Here is a 22968-nt window from a genome sequence, read left to right as displayed (position 1 = left end):
CCATGGACCTGCTCCGGTTCGCGACCGCCGGCTCGGTGGACGACGGCAAGTCGACCCTGATCGGGCGGTTGCTGCTGGACAGCAAGGCGATCTTCGAGGACCAGCTGGAGTCGGTGGAGAAAACCTCCAAGGACAAGGGCTTCGACTACACCGACCTGGCGCTGCTCACCGACGGCCTGCGCAGCGAGCGTGAGCAGGGCATCACCATCGACGTCGCCTACCGCTACTTCGCAACCCCGCGGCGCAAGTTCATCATCGCCGACACCCCGGGCCACGTGCAGTACACCCGCAACATGGTCACCGGTGCCTCCACCGCCGACCTGGGGCTGGTGCTGGTCGACGCCCGCCACGGCATGACCGAGCAGTCCCGTCGGCACGCGGTGATCCTGTCGATGCTGCGGGTGCCGCACCTGGTGCTGGCGGTCAACAAGATGGACCTCGTCGACTTCTCCGAGGACGTCTTCCGCGGGATCGAGGAGGAGTTCACCTCCTTCGTGCGCAAGCTGGACATCCCGGACCTGACGGTGATCCCGATCTCCGCGCTGGCCGGCGACAACGTCGTGACCCGCAGCGAGCACATGCCCTGGTACGAGGGCAGCAGCCTCATGCACCACCTGGAGAACGTCTACATCGGCTCCGACCGGGAGATGCGCGACGTGCGCTTCCCGGTGCAGTACGTCGTGCGTCCGAAGTCGGACGAGTTCCACGACTACCGCGGGTATGCCGGTCAGGTCGCCGGTGGGGTGCTCAAGCCGGGCGACGAGGTCATCGTGCTGCCCAGCGGGATGACCACGACCATCGAGGCGATCGACCTCTTCGACCAGCCGGTGGACCAGGCGTTCCCGCCGATGTCGGTGACGGTCCGGCTGGCTGACGACGTCGACGTCAGCCGCGGCGACATGATCGCCCGCGTCAACAACCAGCCGACGGTCACCCAGGACCTGGACGCGATGATCTGTTGGATGTCACCGGCCGCGCTGAAGCCGCGCGCCAAGCTGCTCGTCAAGCACACCACCCGGGTGGCCAAGGCCGTGGTCCGGGACATCGACTACCGGCTCGACGTGAACAGCCTGCACCGCGACCAGGAGGCCGGCGAGCTCGGTCTCAACGAGCTCGGTCGTGTCACCCTGCGGGTGCAGCAGCCGCTGATGGTGGACCTCTACGAGCAGAACAGGGTCACCGGCTCCTTCATCCTGATCGACCCGGCCAGTGGTGTGACCGTCGGCGCGGGGATGATCCGGGGCTGATGCGCCTCACTCTCGTCCTCCGTCCCGGCCTCTAGACTCGCGCCTCATGACTGAGCAGGCGGGCGCTACCGCAGACCGGCAAGAGCTGCGCAAGACCCTCAAGCCCCAGTGGGTATGGGCGGTGGCTCTGGGTTCGGCGATCGGCTGGGGCGCGTTCGTGCTGCCGCAGGATCTGCTTGCCCAGGCCGGCCCGCTGGGCGCCGCCTTGGGGCTGGTGATCGGTGGGGCGTTGATGTGCGTGATTGCGGTGAGCTACGGGCTGCTGATCCGCCACTTCCCGGTGAGCGGTGGTGAGTATGCCTACGCGTACACCTTCTTCGGTCGCACGCACGCCTTCATCGCCGGCTGGGCGCTGGTGCTGGGCTATGTCTCGATCATCGCGCTGAACGCCTCGGCGCTGGCGCTGCTGTTCCGTCGGCTGCTGCCGGTGGTCGTGGAGTGGGTGCCGTTGTGGGAGGTCGCCGGGTGGCAGGTCTACCTCGGGGAGGTGGTGGTCGCGTTGGCGGCGTTGGTGCTCTTCGCCTTCCTCAACGCCCGTGGGGGCACGCTCTCGGGACGGGTGCAGTATGCCTTCTGTCTGGTGATGCTGGCGGCTGTCGCCTGCATCCTGCTCGCGACGTGGCTGCATCCGGACACCCCCTTGTCCAACCTGGAGCCTGGTTTCCCCGAGGGGGTGTCGCCGCTCTCGGCGGTGCTCGTGATCGTCGCCATCGCGCCGTGGGCCTATGTGGGGTTCGACAACGTGCCGCAGGCGGCCGAGGAGTTCGACTTCTCCCCGACCAAGGCCTTCGGTCTCATCATCTTGGCCATCGTGGCGGCTGCGGGGATCTACGTCGCCATGCTCCTCGCCACCGCGGTAGCCCAGCCCTGGACGCAGATGGTCGCCGATGCCCCGGCGTGGGGCACCGCCGACGGGCTGGAGTCCCTCTTCGGGCCCCTGGGGCTGGTGCTGCTCGCGATCGCCGTGGTGATGGGCGTCTCCACCGGACTCAACGGTTTCTACGTCTCCGCCAGCCGGCTGCTCTTCGCCATGGGCCGGGCCCGCGTGCTGCCGCCGTTCTTCGCCAAGGTCAACGACGCGGGGGCGCCCGGCCGGGCCGTGTGGTTCGCCGCCGCCCTGTGCCTCATCGCTCCGCTCTTCGGCCGGGAGGCGCTCCTGTGGGTGGTCGACATGACCTCGGTCGGTGTCACCATCGCCTACACCTACACCTGCCTCGCGGCCTACACGTTGTGGCAGTGGTCCGGCAGCAACCAGGGTGACCCGGAGATCCGCTCCAGCGGTCGCAAGGTGCTCAGCGGCCTTGGTGCCCTCACCGGTGTGCTCTTCCTGGGCTTGTTGCTGCTGCCGGGCTCGCCAGCCCAGCTGAGCACTCCCTCGTGGATCGCGCTGGGCGTATGGGTCGTGCTCGGCGTCATCTTCTACGTCGTTCGGCAGCGCTCCAGCCACCAGATCGACGACGACGAGATGCGGCACCTGGTGCTCGGGGAGCACGCCGGAAGGCGTCCCTCGCCCTGAGCGTGTTGCCGAACCCTGGACAAAGATTGACCTAGGCATGGGCAAACCTTGACCTGAGGCATACCTTCGGCGAAGGTTGCCGCACCCCCGCAGGTGCGGCAGTTGCCGGTTCCGAAACGAGCTCGTACGTCCAGAATTCGGCGTGCTTCCGGGCTTTCCGGGGTGACCGCGCCGCGGTGATGGCCGGCCTTTCTGGTCTGCGGTGGGTGGCGGGTACGCCTCGGTAGCCGGGGCTCGCCAGACTCGACTTGACCAAATCTTTAGAAACTCTTTACTTGTTCCATACCTTGTGCTGAGATGTGTCTCGAGTCACACGCTGACTCGGCACAGGCGCCGAGCGGCCGCACCGTCCCGGGTGTGACGACGCTCGAAGGGGAGTTCATGCACGTGGTCGCCATCTCTGCCCGCCCTCCGTCCCGGTCCGTCCGGACGGCCGGGTGCCACGGCATGACCGGGGTCTCCCCGTGCTGAGGCACTGGTCCGACGAGCAGTCGGACGCAGTTGAACCTTCAACCCGAGCCTCGGTACCGGGCTCTACCGCACCACAGACTCATCGAAACCTGCAGAGCAAAGGGAATCTCGTGAACGCTCAGAACGCCCTCGGGCGCAACCTCCTCGCCGTGCTGTCCGTCTTCGCCCTCCTGCTGGCGTACCTGGTGACGGTGGCGACGCCGGCCCAGTCGCTCGAGGAGCCGGAGGTGACTCTGGGTCAGTCGGTGGGGTTCTCGGGTGATGATGATGTGCTGGTGCCGGGGGTTGCCTCGGAGCTGGCGGGGGACTCGACCTGGGAGGTGTGGGTCAAGCCGGAGAACTTCTCGGATCGTCGGGTGCTGCTGGGCAAGGCGTATGCCGGTGAGGGTGTGCTGACGCTGGAGACGACGGGGCGGGTGTACTTCTTCCAGGGTTCTGCTGGGGGTCAGGGTTCGCCGTTCGAGGTGGCCCGCTCAGACGCGCCGTTGGTGCTGGGGGAGTGGAACCACGTGGTCGTGACGCGTGAGGGTGCTGACGTGTCGTTGTTCCTGAACGGCGAGCTGGATCGCACGGTGACGATGTCGGTGGGGGCCTCGGCCTCGACGTTGCCGTTGCGCATCGGTGGGGGTTACCTGCGTTCGGTCGTGGGTGATGTGGATGAGGCTGCGGTGTACGCCCGGGCGCTGAGCGCGGACGAGGTCGCTGGCCACTACGCCGAGATCGCTGATGGTGACCAGGAGGGCTACGGGTCGCTCGTTGCCGACCACGGTCCGTTGGGGCACTGGCGTCTGGATGAGAACGAGGGCGATGTCGCGCTCGATGAGACCGGGACGTTCGCGGGTCAGTACCGCGGCACCCCGACCTACGCCCAGACCGGCGCCACCGCCACCGCCACGGTGGACCCGGACGAGACGGCTCCGGAGGCTCCGGTCGGGGTGAATGCGACTGCTGGTGATGGTGAGGTCGAGCTGACCTGGGACGCCAACGGCGAGGAGGACTTGGCCGGGTACAACGTGTACCGGTCGGAGTCCACGGGTGTGGACGCGGAGGGCACGCCGGTCAACGGTGAGCTGGTCGCGGCAGGCACCGAGTCCTTCGTCGACACCGACGTGGTCAACGGCACCGAGTACTTCTACGTGCTGACCGCGGTCGACACGTCGGACAACAAGTCGGAGGTCTCCGACGAGGTCTCCGCCACCCCGGACGCGGAGCCGGTGGCGGGATGCTCGCAGATCTCCACCCTGCCGTGCGCCGACGTGGTGCCCGAGGCACCGGTGGAGCTGTCCTTCGACGGCACCGACGGTGGCCTGGAGGACCAGGCCGGCACCGGCATCGGCTTCACCATGGTGGACCCGCCCTCGGCCCGCCTCGCGGCCGACGGCGAGCCGGCGTTCGCCGAGGCCCCCGGGTACGAGCCGCAGTGGCTGGAGGTCGCCGACGGCGGTCTCACCATCGAGGCCACCCGCGGCATCCAGTACGCGGACAACGTCCAGACCACCAGCACCAACTCGCTGATCAACGGCCTCGGGGTGGGTGTCGAGGCCTCCGGTGAGCTGACCACGGTCAGCACCACCGTGGTCGCCCCCGACTTCGACGGCACCGCCAACTCGGAGAAGGGCGGACTGTGGTTCGGCCTGGACGAGGACAACCTGGTGAACCTCACAGTGCAGAACCAGACCGGCACCGGTGTGCGGGTCCAGCTGCAGCGGGAGGTCGGTGGCAAGGTCATCACCGCTACCGACGAGGTGAACAGTCCGGTCTTCCCCGAAGGCACCGATGTGGTGCTGACGATGGTGCTGGACGACGAGACCGACACGGCGACCGGCAGCTACCAGGTCGGCACCGCGGCGGCCGTCGAGCTCGGTGAGTTCACCGTGCCGCAGTCCTTCTTCGACGGCGAGCTGCTCGCCGACGAGGAGACCGGCCCGGCCAGCTACGCCGGGGTCTTCGCCACCAAGCGGGCCGAGACGACCAACAACCTCTTCCTCACCTTCGGTGACTTCGCGGTGACCCAGGGTGTCGAGGCCGACACCACGGCTCCGGACGCCCCGGCGGCGCCGACTGCGACCGCTGGTGATGGTGAGGTCGAGCTGACCTGGGACGCCAACGGCGAGGAGGACTTGGCCGGGTACAACGTGTACCGGTCGGAGTCCACGGGTGTGGACGCGGAGGGCACGCCGGTCAACGGCGAGCTGGTCGCGGCAGGCACCGAGTCCTTCGTCGACACCGACGTGGTCAACGGCACCGAGTACTTCTACGTGCTGACCGCGGTCGACACGTCGGACAACGAGTCGGAGGTCTCCGACGAGGTCTCCGCCACCCCGGAGGCGGCCGCTCCGTCCGAGCCGTGCAGCCCGATCTCCACGCTGGTGTGCGCCGACGTGGTGCCCGAGGCACCGGTGGAGCTGTCCTTCGACGGCACCGACGGTGGCCTGGAGGACCAGGCCGGCACCGGCATCGGCTTCACCATGGTGGACCCGCCCTCGACCCGCCTCGCCGCTGACGGTGAGCCGACCAACGAGCAGGTCCCCGGCTACGAGCCCGGTCTGCTGGAGATCACCGAGGACGGCCTGACGATCGAGGCCACCCAGGGCATCCAGTACCAGAAGGCCCCGACCGCGAACACCAACTCCCTGCTCAACGGGCTGGGCGTCGGTGTCGAGGCCTCCGGCACCACGACGACCGTCAGCACGACGATGGTGGCACCGGACTTCGACGGCACCGCGAACGCCGAGAAGGGCGGACTGTGGTTCGGCCTGGACGAGGACAACCTGGTGAACCTCACCGTGCAGAACCAGGCCGGCACGAACGTGCGGGTCCAGTTCCAGCGGGAGATCGACGGGGTGGCCAGCGGCACCACGAACGAGCTCAACAGCCCGGCCTTCCCGGAGGGCACCGATGTGGTGCTGACGATGGTGCTGGACGACGAGACCGACACGGCGACCGGTAGCTACCAGGTCGGCTCCGCGGCGGCCGTCGAGCTCGGTGAGTTCACCGTGCCGCAGTCCTTCTTCGACGGCGAGCTGCTCGCCGACGAGGAGACCGGCCCGGCCAGCTACGCCGGGGTCTTCGCCACCGAGCGCAACGAGACGACCAACAACCTCTTCCTCACCTTCGGTGACTTCACGGTCACGACCGACGGTGGCGGCGAGCCGGGAGAGAACACCGCTCCCGAGGTCCTGCTGACCGGTGACCGCACCCTGTTCGAGGGACAGGAGATCGCCATCCCGGTCGGCACGTTCGACGAGGACGGCGACGACGTCTCGGTGACGGTCACCGGCCTCCCTGCCGGTCTGTCCTACGCCGGGGGCTCCATCTCCGGCACCCTCGCCCAGGACACCGCGGACGACAGCCCGTTCACCGTCGTGGTCACGGGTGACGACGGTACCGACACCGACTCCGGGTCCTTCGAGATCGAGGTCGTGGACGACGTCGCGGTCGACGTCAACTTCCAGCTGCCCACCGCTTCCACCCCCGCCGGCTACCTGGCCGATGGTGGTGCCGCCTACGGCGACCGCGGCAACGGGCTCAGCTACGGCTGGGTCGAGCAGGGCACCGACACGCCCCTGAACATGTCCGGCAACGGACGCGACCGCAACCGTGCCGGCATCGACCAGTTGCTCGACACCTTCATCCACATGCAGTACAACGACATCAGCGAGGTGTACGGAGGCACCGCCAACTGCAGCACCAACCAGTGCACCGAGGGTGCCTGGGAGATCGCCCTGCCGGACGGGTTGTACGAGGTGACACTGGCGGTGGGTGACCAGCCCAGCAACGGCGTCTACGACTCCCTGCACGCCATCAACGTCGAGACCGGCGTGGCCATCCGCGAGTTCCAGGCCACCGGGGCCGACGAGTACCTGGAGGCCACCGCCTACGCGGGGGTCCAGGACGGCCGGCTGACCATCGACGCGGTCGGTGGTGCCAACTCCAAGATCAGCTACGTGGAGATCCGCAGCGTCGGGACGCAGCCGTTCGTCACGAACACCATCCCCGCGAACCGGGCCACCGACGTCGCGCTGGACACCTCCGTCTCGGCTTCGGTCTCGGTGCCCGGCACCGGCATCGGGGTGGACCCCTCGCGGTCCACGTCCCTCACGGACGAGGCGGTGAAGCTCTTCGAGGTCACCGATGGCGGTGACGTCGAGGTCGCCGGCAACCGTGGCTCCACCGGTGGTAACGACACCATCGCGTTCAGCCCGACGGCGCCGCTGAAGGCCGACACGACCTACCGCTACGTCATCGACGGGGCACTGGACGAGGCCGGCAACACATTCGGCGCCTACGAGTCCGTCTTCACCACCGGTTCAGCGGGCGGGGGTGGCGTCGAGACTCCCGTCGAGGATGTCGAGTTCGACAAGGTGCTGCTGCCCACCGCCTCCGGTGCAGCCAACGGCAAGTACTTCGCCTCTCTCGTGGTGCACGACGGCCACCTGTGGGCAACCACCATCGGCCAGGGCATGTTCCGCTACGAGATCCTCGGGGACGGCACCCTGGGCCCGGCCCAGGATCTCGGGGTCTTCGGTGGGCGGGCCTCGGTCGGTCTGGTCTTCGACGAGGAGGACCCGGACCTGGCCTGGGTGACCCATGCCACTGCCAACCTGGGCAACGAGAGCGCACGGATCGGGTCCAAGGTCTCCGTGGTCGACTTCAGTGACGTGGACAACCCCGTCGTCACCGACGTCATCACCAACCTGCCCCGGTCCCAGAAGGACCACCTGTCCAACTCGCTCGCCTACGGTCCCTCCGGCGACGGCGGTGACCCCTGGATGTACTTCCTGCAGGGGTCCAACCAGGCCGCCGGTGACGTGGACGGTGCCTGGGGCAACAGGGGCGAGACGCAGCTGACCGCGGCACTCCTGCGGTTCGACCCGCAGGAGGCCCTGGCCACGGCTCTGGCCGACGGGCCGATCGACGTGGCCACCGAGGAGGTCGGCGGCGACTACGACCCGTTCGCCCAGGACGCCCCGCTGGAGATCTACGCCACCGGTATCCGCAACGCCTACGACCTGATCTGGCACTCCAACGGCAGCATCTACGTGCCCACCAACGGCACCGCCGGTGGCGCCAACAGCCCCGGTGTCACGGTCAACGGCAACACGATGACCATGACGACCACCCAGCAGACCGGTCAGAACGGCTACGGCAACGGCACCGACGTCACCGAGCAGTGCAACACCCGCCGGATCGACGGCGAGCCCTACACCGGAGGCTCGGTGCCGGCGATCACCAACCACAGCACCCAGCGGGACTTCCTCTACGAGGTCGAGGAGGACGGCTACTACGGACACCCGAACCCCACCCGGTGCGAGTGGGTGCTCGGCTTCGGTGGTGACTCCGAGGGCGCCGGATCGGGTGGCACGAAGTACCCGGCCAGCATCGACCCCGACCCCAACTTCCGTGGGGTGGCCTACGACTTCGAGTTCAACAAGTCCCCCAACGGGGTCATCGAGTACAAGTCCAACACCTTCGACGGTCAGCTCCAGGGTCGGATGATGGTCGTCCGCTTCAGCGGCAACGACGACATCCTCACCATGCAGGTAGACGACGACGGCACCGTCCTGGGTGCTCAGCCCGGCACCGACATCCCCGGGTTCACCGGGTATGCCGACCCGCTGGACGTCATCGAGGACACCTCCGTCAACGAGGGCAACCTCTACATCAACCAGTACAACCGCGGCGGCCAGCCGCAGGAGCTGTACCTGCTGCGCGTCCCCGAGGATCAGGGCGCATCGTCGATCTCCACCGACACCGACGAGCTGGTCATGTCGGCCACGCTGAACAACCAGCAGCCGACCGACACCGCGCAGGTGACGGTGACCAACAACGGCAGCGAGCCGGTGGAGATCACCGCCGCGGTCGAGGGCACCCACAGCGGTCAGTTCTCGGCCCCGTCCCCGGGGACTCTTGCCCCGGGGGAGGACATCGAGGTCACGGTGACCTTCGACCCCAGCGGGAGCGTGCAGGTCAAGTCCGCCCAGCTCGTGTTCACCACCGAAGACGGTGACAGCGAGACGGTTGATCTGCAGGCCCTGGCGTTCCAGGGTCAGGAGGGTGGCAACGAGCCTCCTCTGCAGCTGGTTCTCGACACCTTCCGCTACGGCATCACGGCGGGCTGGACGAACCTGGCCGGCGGGATGGACCCGGCAGCCAAGGGCGACGAGGTGCTGGAGCCGCTGTTCCAGCGGGCCGGTGACGGTCCGGTCACGATGACCCCTGTGGCGGCGTTCGCACCGCAGGAGAACCTGCCCTTCGGCTGGTATGCCGCGGCCGAGGGCGACGTCAGCCTGAACCAGGTCGGGTCGATCGCCAACGGTCAGCTGCAGACGCTCAACCCGTCCCTGGGTTCGGGGGGCACCAGCTTCGACCCCGGCACGGACGCGTTCGGTCTCTACTACGACTCGAACACCTTCGACCGGGTCGGCTACACCGAGGACGGTCGCAACGACGGCGGTGGACTGCACCGGGCACGGATCTACCCCCTCACGGGTGACAGCTTCATCGTGGCCTTCGAGGACGCGTCCAACGGCGACTACCAGGACTACGTCTTCCTGGTCGACAACGTGGTCCCCGCCGGTGACGTGGTCGAGCCGCCGCCCGCCGACGACGCCCTGAAGTTCAACTTCCAGTCCGAGACGGCCCCGGTGCCGGACGGTTACCTGCGCGACTACGGCCAGGCATACGGACCGCGCTCGGGCGCCGACCAGGGCGACGGCCTGACCTACGGCTGGGTCGACAACACCGAGTTCGAGCCGCTGGCGCTCGTCGGGAACGGCCGAGACCGCGGCAGCAACGACGACCAGCGTCTGGACACGCTCATGCACATGGACCTGCCGCCGGACGCGGAGGGTGGTGTCGAGCTGGCCGGGACCTGGCAGCTCGAGGTCGAGAACGGTGCCTACACCGTGACCGTGGGTGTCGGTGATGCCACCAACGGCGGCGCCGCCGAGTCGCACACCATCAACGTCGAGGGAGTGAACGCCATCTCCGGCTTCCCGAAGTCGACGGCTCCCGCCGGGTCCGACACCCGGCACGAGGTGGCGACGGTCCCGGTGGAGGTGCTGGACGGCGTTCTCACCGTGGACCAGGTGGGTGGCACCAACACCAAGATCAACTACCTGGAGATCGCACCCACCGACGGGCCTGTGGTCCAGACCGTGGCGCAGGTGAACTTCCAGACCGCGGGCGCGACGACTCCGCAGAACTGGGTCGCCGACACCGGCGCTCTGTTCACCGAGGACCGTGGCTACGGCTGGGTGCGCACCGAGGGCGGCGCGGCCAAGACCGCGGACACCCGCAACCGGACGTCGGAGTCGGACGTGCTGACGGCGACGACCATCCTGATGGACGACGACGAGGTCCCCGCGGTCGTCACCGGTGAGTGGGAGTACGCCCTGGCCGACGGCGAGTACACGGTGGAGGTCTCCGTCGGTGACGCCGACTTCAGCGACTCCGTGCACGGCATCACCGCCGAAGGGGAGAGCGTCATCGACGGCTTCGTCCCCAGCGGACTGGGTGACTACGGCACGGGTAGCGCCACGGTGGAGGTGTCCGACGGTGCGCTCACGCTCGCCTCGGACGGCACGAACACCAAGCTGCAGTGGGTGAAGATCACCAGCACCGCCGCGGGTGACGTCGTGCCGCCGCAGGTTGCGGTCTCGCTGGACGGCGAGGGCGAGGGCGGCACCTACACCGGTCCTGTCACCGTCACGGTGACGGCGACCGACCGGACGTTGGAGTTCGTCGAGTACAGCATCGACGGAGCACCGGAGGTCAACTACACGGCTCCGTTCGAGGTGTCGGGAGCCGGCAACCACGAGGTAGTGGTGACCGCCGTCGACGGTGCCGGCAACACCACCACCCGCACGGTGGCGTTCACCATCGTCGAGCTCGCCGACGGCGATCTCACCCTGACGAACCCGGAGGCCGCACCGTTCCACGACCGTCTGGTCATGAGCCGGATCCAGTCGACGTCGAGCAACCCGGCGAACGCCGACACGGCGTTGGTCAACCTGGGCAACAACGGCAGTGAGCCGGTGGTCATCTCGGCCCTCGATATCGCCGACCCGGGTGATTTCGAGCTCGTCAACGCTCCCACCCTGCCGGCGACGATCGCGGTGGGTGCCACGCTCCCGGTGACGGTCCGGTTCATCGGGGTCGGCTCCGGGCAGAACACCAACTTCGAGTCCGCGATGCTGGTGCGCCACAACGGCAGCGACGGACCGACCACCACGGTCGAGCTCGGAGCGATCTGGCAGTCCCAGAGCGAGGGCGGCAACGAGCCGGACGTGGTCGAGATCATCGAGGCCTTCGGTCCCGGCACCACGATCGTCGGTCCGGGTCAGCAGCTCAACAACCAGGGACGGCTGGAAGCCATCGGTGATGAGGTGCTCTCCGCCACCTGGAAGCGGTTGGACACCACGAAGCCCGCCACCGTGCGTCAGCTGGCGGCATACCACACCTGCTGCAGCAACACGGCGACCTTCGGTACCCACCCGGTCGGCGTCAGGAACACGTGGCAGAACCAGCTGACGCACAACGGCCAGTGGGCCCAGACCCTCCGGCCGCGGATCCAGGGTTCGTCGACCAACCCGGCCTACCGGACCTTCACGCCCTCCCAGTCGACCTTCAGCTGGAGGATCGACCCGGAGTCGAGTGACTGGACGCTGAACAACACTGATCCGGACAGCTGCGGTTCAGGCAACGCGGGTTGCCAGCTCGGACACCACGTCCGCATCTGGCCGGTCGAGGACCGGGACGGCACGGCCATCCCCGGGTCGTACTTCGTGGTGATGGACTACTCCGGCATCAACTACGACTTCAACGACAACGTCTACCTGGTCACCAACGTCGCCCCGGCCGACTGAACCTCCGCCGACCCGCCTCTACCCCTGTGGAGGCGGGTCGGCGGCGGGCTGCCACCGACATTCCGGTCCATGGAGCACCGGAGCACACGACGTAGGGAATCAGGTGAAGCATGAGCACGTCCACCAGGGTCGCCACCCCTCGATTCATCGATGCCCGTTCGCACGCGATCAATACCTTCGCCTCCCTGGAGTCGTTCCTGGAGAGTCCAGACGTGAGGCCAGGGGTCCTCACCATCACGCACCACGAGCTGCCCCTGGACGTCCTGTTCGCCCCGCACCCCACGGCCACGGCCACCATCGTCATCTTCCACGGGGCGATGAGCGACACCATCATGTTGCCGTGGCTCTCCGGCCAGTCCGTCACCCAGGACCTGCCGCTGCACCGGATCTTCATCTCCGACCCGAGTCTCTACCTCTCAGAGGAGATGCGGTTGGCATGGTTCGCCGGTAGCCGGCACCAACCCCGGCTGCAGGCGGATCTGCTGTCCGTCATCAGGCACCTGCACGCCGCGGTCGACGGGGAGCAGCTCCTGCTGCTGGGTGGCTCAGGCGGAGGGTTCGCTGCCCTGCTCTACGGGCACGGGATCCCGGACTCGATCGCCATCGCGATGAACCCGCAGACCGACCTGTCGGCCAACCACACGAACGCGTACGCCGACTATCTCCGGCTGGCCTGGGATGCGACGTCCGGGACCGAGCTCCCCGACACGGTGACGACCGACCTGTGCGGCCGCTACGCCGCCGGTATGGACAACCGCGTCGTCTACATGCAGAACACGACCGACGAGCACCACGTCACCAGGCACATGCAGCCGTTCCTGGAGCGGCTGACGCGACCCTCGGCCGTGGACCTCCATCTCGACAACTGGGGGCCGGGACATATCCCGCCGCCCCGAGCCGTCATCCGCGAAGTGATTGGGCACTACATCTCATGAAGACGACAGACCCTCGGGCGCGCCGCCGCCGGAAGATCCGCAAGGTCCGCAGGGCCGCGCGCAGACTGATCCTGCCGTCGCGATGGCGGAACGTCGTCGGCCGACAGCCGACCAGCTGGGTCTCGTTGCTGTTGAGCGTGCTGCTGGGCGTCGGCGCCTTCGTCGTCCTCGTCGCGAACGGGTATGCCACGGCCGGCCTGGTCGTCGCGGTGCTGACGGTCGCCGTGCTGCCGGTCCTGCTCGTCGTCAGCAAGATGTACCGCGGGGTCGGCATGCTCCTGGAGCAGCAGCGGGAGCTCACCAGGGTGGTCGCTGCGCAGCACGCCGTGATCCGGCCACGACTCGTGAAGATCGACAACATCGCCGGGAGCACCGGACGGCTCGCACCCCTGGTCCGCGACCTGCAGTCCGGACAGCACGAGCTGCGAACCGTCTTGGACGAAGCCGTGGCCGAGCGGGCCTGCTCGGCCCCAGCCGCTGTGGCGCTGAAGGAAGCCCCTCGGCCGGTGATGGTGGCTGCGGGCGGTGTGACATCCCCGCCAGCACCCTCCCCGAAGGCCGCAGACGAGGGCCCGTCCACGGCCCACATCCCCACGGTGCCGTTCAAGGAGCCGGCCCCCACGTTCGCCGAGGTCACGGTCCTCATGGTGGCGGACGAGTTCACCCTCAGCGCCTTCTCGCACGAGTGGACGGTCCTGAGGCCGTCACCCACCGACTGGGAGTCCGTGCTCGACCGGGAGCCGATCGACCTGCTCTTCGTGGAGTCGGCATGGGCCGCCAACGACGGGTCGTGGCTGTACCACCTGGTCGGTGCCAGTGCGCCGCGCCAGCCCATCGTCGACCTGGTGGCCGCGTGCCGGGCTCGCGGTATCCCCACCCTGTTCTGGAACAAGGAGGACCCGGCCCACTACAGCGACTTCCTGCCGACTGCCCGTCTGTTCGACTGGGTCGCGACCACCGACGCGGACCTGATCGACACCTACATCGGTGCGCTGGGTCACCCGAACGTCTTCTTCCTGCCGTTCGCCGCGCAGCACGTCATCCACAACCCCGCCCGGGCCTACCCGGGGATCAAGCGGGACCGAGGGGCTGTCTTCGGCGGCATGTACTTCCGCGACAAGTACCCGGAGCGCCGGGCCCAGATGGACGAGCTCCTCGGTGCGGCCGACCGGCTCGACCTGGACATCTACGCCCGGCACGAGGCCGGACCGCAGTACGCCTTCCCGGACTCCCTGCGGAAGAACATCAGGGGGAGCCTCACCTATGCGCAGATGGTCATGGCGTACCGGTTGTACAAGGTCGTGATCAACGTCAACTCCGTGGTCAGCTCGAGCACCATGTGCGCCCGCCGCATCTACGAGGCCGCGGCCTGCGGCGCCGTCGTGGTGACCAAGCCGACGCTGGCGATCGGCAAGGCGTTCGAGGACGACGAGATCGTCTCGGTGCACGACTCCGACGAGGCATTCCAGGCCATGAGGCTTCTGCTCTCCTCCGCCGACGAACGTGACGCCATCGCTCACCGGGCCCAACGCCGGGTGTGGCGCGACCACACCTACACCTCCCGTGCAGTCACGGTCATGCGTACCGTCCTGCCGGGGAACGACGGCCGGTCGTACGACACGTCGGTGACGACGGCCGTGCTGGTCGCGACCAACAGACCCGACCAGTTCACCACCATCGTGGACAACATCGCGCGACAGCAGGTCATCCTGGATGAGGTGCTGATCCTGCTGGACGGGTTCAGCGTCTCCGAGGACGAGGTGGACCTGCTCCGTGCTCTGCCCAACGTGCGGTCGTTCCGGCTCCTCGCCGGGGACCCCGAGCAGGCCCTCGGCGTCAAGCTGCAGGAGCTCGTCACGGCCAGCACCAGCGGCTTCCTGCTGCGCATGGACGACGACGACTACTACGGCCCGAACTATGTCGAGGATCTTCGCAACGCCTGGAGGTTCTCGGGCGCCGACCTGGTCGGCAAGGAAGCGTCCTACCTGTTCTTCGAGGCGCGCGGCGCCACCTACCTGACGATCCCTCACCGGGAGCACATCTACACCGACTTCGTGAGAGGTGCCACCTTCGCCGGACCTCGCGAGACCTTCGAGCGGGTCGGGTACGCCGCGCGCACCCAGGGCGAGGACTCCGACTTCCTCCGGCGGGTCAAGGAGCACGGGGGCACGGTCTATGCCGCTGACCGCTTCAACTTCGTCGCCAACCGGGCAGCGGACAAGAGCCGGCACACGTGGGGCGCCTCCGACCTGCACCTGGCCTCGACCGGCGTCATGAAGTTCTACGGCGACGGGCGAGATCAGGTCGGGGTCTGACCGTGGCGGACGGCGAGGGTGACGGTGAGCACGTCACCAGAGGATTCGTGCGCGGTGAGGTCGACCAGCTGATGCGGGACCTGGCCGCACACAGGTACCTGTCCGATCAGCTGGCGGACGGACGGTTCATGCCGGCCGGGCGCGGGTGGGCCGCCCGGGACGAGGCGGTGGCGGTGATGGTGGACACCCTCCTGCACTCCACCCGGGCGGGGAACGTCCTCGAGGTCGGTGGGGGCCAGTCGACCGTGTGGTTGTCGCTGGCATTGGCCAGGAGGGGCAGCGGAACGCTGTTCTCGGTGGAGCACGACCTCACCTACCTGCGGCGCACCCAGGATCTGGTGAACAGGCTCGGGGACCGGCAGGTGGTGTCCTGGTGCCTCGCTGCGCTCGAGAGTCAGGGCACGGCACCGCCCTGGTACGCACTCGACAACGTGAGCCTGTTCCGGGATGTGGAGCTGCTGTTCGTGGACGGGCCGCCGGCACATGTCGGTCCGAAGTCCAGGGCCCCCGCGTTGTCACGGTTGCGCTCCACGTTGATGCGCGGAGCGACAGTCGTGCTGGACGACACGACCAGGGTGGAGGAGCGAGAGATCTCACGGGAGTGGGAGGACGCCGGGTTGCACAAGACACTCGAGCTCGGCAACGCGCACGTCTTCGTCTACGACCCCTGAGTGGACCGGCCCCTCGTCGGCGAGGGGCCGATCGAGCAGGCGCGCCATCGCCTAGGGTCGGCCTGGTGAAGGTGAGGTCGATCCGTACCCAGCTGTGGCACCTCCGGCATGGGGGAGTGCAGGCCTGGCGTCGGCATCGAGCCCGGAGGCACCTTCCTCGCTCGCCGGAGCAGGACAGGTCTCTGCGAGGCGCGGCCACGGTCGGTGGGCCACCCGAGGTGCGAGAGTGGCCTTTGCCGGACAGGCCACCCAGGCGCGACCTGAAGGTCGGCCTCATCGCCGACGAGTTCACCGAGCTGTGCCTGCGGTGGGAGTGGCAGCACACCCTTCTCACCCCACACGACTGGCAGGGCCAGGTCGAGGGACTGGAGTTGCTGTTCGTCGAGTCCGCCTGGAACGGCAACGGCGGCGCCTGGAAGTACCAGCTGACCGGTTCGAAGGCGCCCAGTGCATCGCTGCGCGAACTGGTTGCCCACTGCCGGGAGCGCGGGATCCCCACGGTCTTCTGGAACAAGGAGGACCCGGTCCACCTCGAGGACTTCTTCGATACCGCCGCGTTGTTCGACTGGGTGCTCACCAGCGACGCCGAGACGGTCCCGGTGTATGTCGAGCGTCTGGGGCATGATCGTGTCGCACCGATGGCGTTCGCCGCGGCGTCGTGGATCCACAACCCGGTCCGGCCTCGGGGTCCCGCGATCCGGGACATCGCCTTCGCCGGGATGTACTACACGCACCGCTTCCCGGAGCGACGTGCGCAGATGGACCTGCTGCTGGGGGCGGCCGCCGCCGTGTCCCACCGGATGGGCCGGGGGTTGGAGATCTTCTCGCGCTTCCACGGTGGCGATGAGCGATACCAGTTCCCGGCTGCGTTCGCGGAGCGCGTCGTGGGCTCGCTCAGCTATCCGCAGATGCTCTCTGCCTACCGCGACTTCAAGGTGTTCCTCAACGTCAGCTCGGTCCCGGAGAGCAGCACCATGTGCCCGCGCCGGATCTTCGAGATCAGCGCCTGCGGCACACCCGTCGTCTCGACCCCGACCCCGGCGATCGAGGCCTACTTCGACCCGGACGAGATGGTCACCGTCCGGGAGCCGCAAGAGGCCCAGTTCCAGCTCCGTGCTCTGGTGGGTAACGACGAGTGGCGGGAACGGCTCGGGCACCGCGCGGCTCGCAAGGTCCTGAGTGAGCACACGTATGCCCACCGCGTCGACGAGGTGCTGGAGCGAGTGGGACTGGAGGGGTACCACCGCCCTACGCCGAGTGTGAGCGTCATCTGCTCCACCCACCGTCCGGGGCAGCTCGACCACGTCCTGGCCACCGTGTCGGCCCAGCGCGGGGTGGACCCGCAGCTGGTCGTGGTCACCCACGGGTTCGAGCCTTCCACCCACCTGGTGAATCAGGCGCGGGAGCTCGGCCTCCGGTCCCCGATCGTCGTGCCCGCTGCACGTGACCAGAGCCTGGGTGAATGCCTCAATGTGGCCGTCGCTCACGCCGACGGTGACGTCATCGCGAAGATGGACGACGACGACCTCTATGGGCCGGACTACCTGGCCGACCAGCTGCGTGCCCTGGACTTCTCCGGTGCCGACGTCGTCGGCAAACGCGCGCACCATGTGCTCCTGACCGGACACGATGTCCTGCTGGTGCGGTTCGGCTACTACGAGCACCGCTTCACCGACCTGGTGATGGGGCCCACGCTGGTCGCACGCCGCGACCTCTTCCACGAGCTTCCCTTCGCCGACCGAGGCACCGGTGAGGACACCGACTTCCTGCACCGGGTGCTGGCCCGACGCGGCAGCATCTACGCCAGCGACCGGTACAACTTCATCCAGGTCAGGAAGGGAGAGGGCCATACATGGCAAGCCTCGGACGCCGAGCTGCTCGCCAACGGGCGAGTGGTGGCGTTCGGTGCCGGAGTTGACCACGTCTTTACCTGAACACCGGCCCGGTCGCCCAGTGCTTGGGTAGAGTCGGACGGTCTCCAACACCACTGAGAGGTTCTCCCTACATGTCGCAGCGCGTCGCTGTCATCGGCCTCGGCTATATCGGTCTCCCCACAGCAGCCATCCTTGCCAGTCACGGCTACCAGGTGCTCGGTGTCGATGTCAGCGACAAGCACGTCAATGCGGTGAATGCCGGGCAGATCCCCTTTGTGGAGCCGGACCTGGGCACCCATGTCGCGGGCGCGGTGAGCCAGGGCCTGTTGACGGCGCAGAAGGACACCCCGAAGGCTGATATCTACATCATCGCGGTGCCGACCCCCTTCGCCGAGGGGTATCAGGCGGACCTCAGCTACATCGACGCCGCGACCGACGCGCTGCTGCCCCAGCTGCAGGGTGGCGAGCTGGTGATCCTGGAGTCCACGTCACCCCCGGGTGCGACGCAGCACCTTGCTGACCGCATCACTGCCGCTCGTCCTGAGCTGACCACCGACCAGGCCGGCGGTGAGCGCAACGTCGATGTGGCGCACTGCCCGGAACGGGTGCTGCCGGGCCGCGTCATGGTCGAGCTGGTGGAGAACGACCGGATCGTGGGGGGACTGACGCCCAGGGCGGCCGAGCGCGCAAAGGAGCTGTACAGCAGCTTCTGCCGCGGGGAGATCTTCCTCACCGACGCCGTGACCGCCGAGATGGCCAAGTTGACCGAGAACTCGTTCCGCGACGTGAACATCGCCTTCGCGAACGAACTGTCGATCATCGCGGAGAAGGTCGGGATCGATGTCTTCGAGCTCATCGAGCTCGCCAACAAGCACCCGCGGGTGAACATCCTGCAGCCCGGTCCCGGCGTCGGTGGCCACTGCATCGCCGTCGACCCGTGGTTCATCGTCTCGGCGGTGCCGGAGCATGCCCGCCTGATCCGTACGGCCCGAGAGGTCAACGACAGCAAGCCTGAGTACGTGATCAGCAAGGTGTTGGGACATATCGAGGGCAAGGATGCCCCCGTCATTGCCGCCCTGGGGCTGGCGTTCAAACCTGATATCGACGACATGCGGGAGTCGCCGGCGCTGGAGATCGCCAAATCTCTCGCGGAGCGCGCCCCCGGCGCCACGGTGCTGGCAGTGGAGCCGAACATCGAGGAACTCCCTGCCCGACTTCACGGCACCTCCAACCTGAGGCTCGCCACCATCGAGGAGGCGTTGACCGACGCGGACGTCGTCGCCTTGCTGGTCGACCACCGGGAGTTCAAGGCCGTGGCCGCGGACCAGCTCGGCTCCACGCCGGTCGTGGACACCCGTGGCGTCTGGAGGTCAGAAGCCAAGTGAGGGACCTCGAGGACCCGGAGGCACGAAAGGCGGCCCGGGACGAGGCAACGTCTCTGTGGGAGCAGGGTCGAAAGGTCGATTCCCTCGAGAGGCTTCGCCGGGCGCGGGTCGAGCACGGCGCCGATTCGTGGATGTGCTTCGCCTACGGCACAAGAGCCATGGCGATGGGGCAGGGATGGGCGGCACGCGAGGCTCTGCATGACGCGGTGGACCTCGATCCCACCAACCTCGATGCTCTGGAGTTCTATCTGGAGGTGGAGAACAAGCACCCTGGCCCCTCAGGTGTGGTCACGGCCGCGTTGTTGGCGCTGAGTGACTGCCTGCCCGCTCGCCCGGAGGTAGACGCTGACGCGCTGGCGTTCCTCGTGCCGAGCATGAGCAGGAAGCCTGAGTACGTCGAGCGAGTCCGGCGGTTGGGGGCCAGCCAGGACGAGGTCGCCCGCGTGGCGAGTCGCCTGGTCTTCGAGGAGCCGTCAGCCTGGCCGGACCTCTGCGCGGGAGCCAGTGAGGAGGTGGCCATGAGGGCCCAGCTCACAGCCTCTCTCGCGCGTGGGTCGTATGCCGCGGCATACGACTTGCTCGAGCGAGCCGACCCCGGCATGGTCCCGAGTCGTTCACTGCGACTCGCGATCAGGCGTGAGCTGCGGCGAGGGCGGACGGTGCAGGCAGTGAAGCTGCTGAGGCACTACCGCGCAGTGAAGCCCGAGGACTCGTGGTCCCGGAACAAGCTGCGGGACCTCACCACCGTGAAGCCCCTGTCGCACTATCAGTTGGCCACGAAGGGTTTTCCGTTCGACAGGGCAAGTGCTGGACCGGCCTACGAACCGGAGGCGACGCGTGCGCTCTACTGTCTGCACAACTCGCTGCCCCACCATTCGGCCGGATACGCCACACGCACGCACGGATTGTTGAGGGGCATCCGTGCGGCGGGCTGGGATGTGCACGGGGTCACCAGGTTGGGCTACCCCTACGATATGCCCGGGCACGAGAGTCTGGGCGAGATCGACTCGCGGGTGACCGTTGACGACGTCCCTTACCACCGGCTTAGCACGCGACCGGGGATCGAGAAGAAGAATCCGATCCAACCTTATGTTGCTCGATACTCCGAAGCGTTGATGACGCTGGCGCGGCGTGAAAGGCCGTTCGTGCTGCACGCCGCATCGAACCACTGGAACGGCCTGAGCGTCGTCCAGGCCGGTCGTAGACTGGGCATCCCGACGGTGTACGAGGTACGCGGCCTGTGGGAGGTCACGCGTGGCTCCCGCGATCCAGAGTGGATGGGCGGTGGGATGTTCCGCTACATGGCTCGGATGGAGGCCGACGCCGCCGCCGGGGCCACCCGGGTGATCGCCATCACAGGCGCCTTGCGGGACGAGCTGATCGCTCGCGGCGTCGACAGCGAGAAGATCATCGTCGTCCCTAACGGGGTGGACACCTCCCGGTTCGGTCCCCGACCCCGGAACGAGGAACTCGCCCAGCGATTGGGGGTCAGTGGCAAGACGGTCGTGGGGTACGTAGGCTCGATCCTCGACTACGAAGGCCTGGATCTGTTGATCGATGCGGCCGCGACACTGAAGCAGGAGCGTTCCGACATCGCGTTTCTCTTCGTCGGTGACGGGGCAGAGCTGGCGCAGTTCCGCGAACGGGTAGAGCATCTTGGCCTCCAGGACACGGTGATGTTCACCGGTCGGGTTCCGCACCACGAGGTGGAGGACTACTACTCCCTCATCGACATCTGCCCGTTCCCGCGGTTGCCGTTGCCCGTGTGCGAGATGGTGTCGCCCCTCAAGCCGTTCGAGGCGATGGCCATGGGCAAGGCCGTCATCTCCTCGGACGTCGCCGCTCTCGCCGAGATCGTGACGCCAGGGATGAACGGTCTTCTGCACGAGAAGGGAAGTGCGGAGTCGCTGACTCATGGGTTGCGCAGGCTGGTCGACGACCGTGAGCTGCGGGACCGGTTAGGTGCGCAGGCGTTGGACTGGGTACGTCGCGAGCGCGACTGGGACTCCCTGGCCACTCAGGTATCTCACGTCTACAGCTCTCTCGGGGGCTCGCGGAGCCATGCAGGTCCTGACACAGAACTGCGTGAAGGCGGCCACGTCGACCATGTTGGCTGAGTCCTACGGGTCAGCCGAACCGCTCCTGTTCGCCCGGGGTTTTCTCCTCTGGGACAACACCTCCTTGAGGCGTCCGACCATCCTCGACCGGCTCCGCTGGCAGGAGCACTCGGATCTGCCCGGGGGGTGGATGCTGGCGCACGCGCCTCGCATGGAGATGGCCACCGCCCGATACCACGACGGCACCGTGCTGATCCTGGGCGAAGGAGTCGCCTCCGACATCGACTCGTCCGAGCCGGGCGACCTCGCCACGTGGGTCGCGGCAGCGGAGTCCGACGAACAGTTCCAGCAGAGGGTGGACGCCATCTCGGGACGCTTCGCTGTCTTTCGGATCAACGATCAGCAGATGCGTGTGCAGAACGACGTCCAAGGTCTCCGGGCGGTCTTCCACACCGACGTCACTCACCCGTGCGTGCTCGGCTCCCACGTCGATCTTGTCGGCGAGGTGGTCCGTGCACCGGACACCGCCTTTGCGAGCCCCACCTACCACCAGCGGACCAACCTACGGACCCCGCCGGGCAGGCATACCACCCGGCACGGTGTCCTTGCGCTTCTGCCGAACACCGAGCTCGTGATGCCCTCCCGACAGGTGCGCCGGATCTATCCCAGGACGCCACGGGAGCAGCGGTCGACCGCCGAGGTCGTGCTGATGGTGGAGCGCGAGCTGACCACCACGCTGGCACTGCTCCTCGCTGCCGGGCCCCCGGTGGTGACCTCCCTGTCCGCAGGTCTGGACTCGCGGCTCACCCTGGCTCTGCTGCGTCAGCACCTGGATCATGTCAGCTTCTTCACGTACGACGTGGCCAACGTCAACAACAGGGCGAACCAGCACGACACCGGCGATGCCCTCGCGCTGGTGGCTCGCTTCGGCCTCGCCCACAACCTGATCAACGTCGAAGGAAGCGCACCCGCGGAGATCCGCAAGGTTCTGGCGGCCAACAGGCATCGAGCCCATTCTCCTGGTCTGGCCGTCGCCTACCAGCAGGCGTTTCCTAGGAACGCCGTCCACCTTCGGTCGAACGGGAACGGCACCCTGACCGCGTGGTACCAGCGGGGAGACTGGCCGGAGCAGGCGGTCACCGCTGAGTACCGGATGCAGCTTGCTTCCCAGGCCAAATGTCACGACCTCGGCGTCTTGGACGCCTTCACGGATGCGTGGAGGGCGACCGAGGCGCGCAAGGTCGAAGCGCTCGGCCACAGCGGTCTGGACTTCGCCTACGCCGAGGACCGCATGGGTGTGTGGCATCAGAACATCGTCCAAGAGAGTGACATCGCCTTCGAGACACGGGTGCCCTTCGGGTCGCGTCGCCTGGTCGACCTCATGCTCAGTGCTCCCCTGGAAGATCGGATGAGCGGGCGGATCCTGGTCGATCTCATCCGCCGGCAATGGCCCGATGTCCTGAGCGTGCCGATCAACGGCGTCGAGGTGCCTGTGGATGGGGCAGGCGGCTTGTGGGAAGCGACGAAGACGCGAAGTGAGCAGCGAACGGTGCTCACACGTGCGCAGATCATGGAGCGTTCGCGATGAGCATCATGCTCCTGACCCGACGTCTGATGGGCTAGGCAG

At 67.6% G+C, this 22968-nt stretch carries 10 protein-coding genes; all 10 read left to right on the top strand.

Features of this window, described 5'->3' with window-relative positions; translation table 11 throughout:
* Positions 1 to 2 precede the first annotated feature (2 nt).
* The 10 genes from ACI3EY_RS13015 (at position 3) to ACI3EY_RS12970 (ending at position 22929) form a co-directional block, all read left to right on the top strand.
* Positions 3 to 1247, top strand: a complete 1245-nt coding sequence (locus ACI3EY_RS13015; protein ID WP_405040791.1) for a sulfate adenylyltransferase subunit 1 — start codon at positions 3 to 5, stop codon at positions 1245 to 1247.
* Positions 1248 to 1293: 46 nt separating this feature from the next.
* A complete protein-coding gene (locus ACI3EY_RS13010) occupies positions 1294 to 2763 on the top strand; it encodes an APC family permease (RefSeq protein ID WP_405040653.1) in 1470 nt (489 codons plus the stop codon).
* Positions 2764 to 3344: 581 nt separating this feature from the next.
* A complete protein-coding gene (locus ACI3EY_RS13005) occupies positions 3345 to 12104 on the top strand; it encodes a LamG-like jellyroll fold domain-containing protein (protein ID WP_405040652.1) in 8760 nt (2919 codons plus the stop codon).
* Positions 12105 to 12214: 110 nt separating this feature from the next.
* Positions 12215 to 13039, top strand: a complete 825-nt coding sequence (locus ACI3EY_RS13000) for a hypothetical protein (RefSeq protein WP_405040651.1) — start codon at positions 12215 to 12217, stop codon at positions 13037 to 13039.
* Positions 13036 to 15354 (top strand): glycosyltransferase family protein, encoded by a 2319-nt coding sequence (locus tag ACI3EY_RS12995; RefSeq protein WP_405040650.1) that lies wholly within the window; start codon positions 13036 to 13038, stop codon positions 15352 to 15354. Before ACI3EY_RS13000 ends, ACI3EY_RS12995 begins: the two co-directional genes overlap by 4 nt.
* A gap of 2 nt (positions 15355 to 15356) precedes the next feature.
* Positions 15357 to 16025, top strand: coding sequence for a class I SAM-dependent methyltransferase (locus tag ACI3EY_RS12990; protein WP_405040649.1), 669 nt, complete (start codon positions 15357 to 15359; stop codon positions 16023 to 16025).
* A 233-nt stretch (positions 16026 to 16258) separates the two neighbouring features.
* Positions 16259 to 17959: a glycosyltransferase family protein gene (locus ACI3EY_RS12985; protein ID WP_405040648.1), complete on the top strand. Its 1701-nt coding sequence runs from the start codon at positions 16259 to 16261 to the stop codon at positions 17957 to 17959.
* 71 nt (positions 17960 to 18030) lie between these two features.
* Positions 18031 to 19284 carry a UDP-N-acetyl-D-mannosamine dehydrogenase gene (gene wecC, locus ACI3EY_RS12980; protein ID WP_405040647.1) on the top strand — a complete coding sequence of 418 codons (1254 nt, stop codon included), beginning with the start codon at positions 18031 to 18033 and terminating at the stop codon, positions 19282 to 19284.
* Positions 19281 to 21401, top strand: coding sequence for a glycosyltransferase family 4 protein (locus tag ACI3EY_RS12975; protein WP_405040646.1), 2121 nt, complete (start codon positions 19281 to 19283; stop codon positions 21399 to 21401). Before wecC ends, ACI3EY_RS12975 begins: the two co-directional genes overlap by 4 nt.
* Positions 21370 to 22929 carry an asparagine synthase-related protein gene (locus ACI3EY_RS12970; protein ID WP_405040645.1) on the top strand — a complete coding sequence of 520 codons (1560 nt, stop codon included), beginning with the start codon at positions 21370 to 21372 and terminating at the stop codon, positions 22927 to 22929. The genes ACI3EY_RS12975 and ACI3EY_RS12970 overlap by 32 nt, the downstream gene beginning before the upstream one ends.
* Positions 22930 to 22968 lie beyond the last annotated feature (39 nt).

The sequence above is a fragment of the Serinicoccus shuyuelongi genome (assembly GCF_045032955.1).
Classification (GTDB): domain Bacteria; phylum Actinomycetota; class Actinomycetes; order Actinomycetales; family Dermatophilaceae; genus Ornithinicoccus.
The sequence above is the reverse complement of the archived record's forward strand: the minus strand, read 5'-3'. Positions and strand labels throughout refer to the sequence as shown.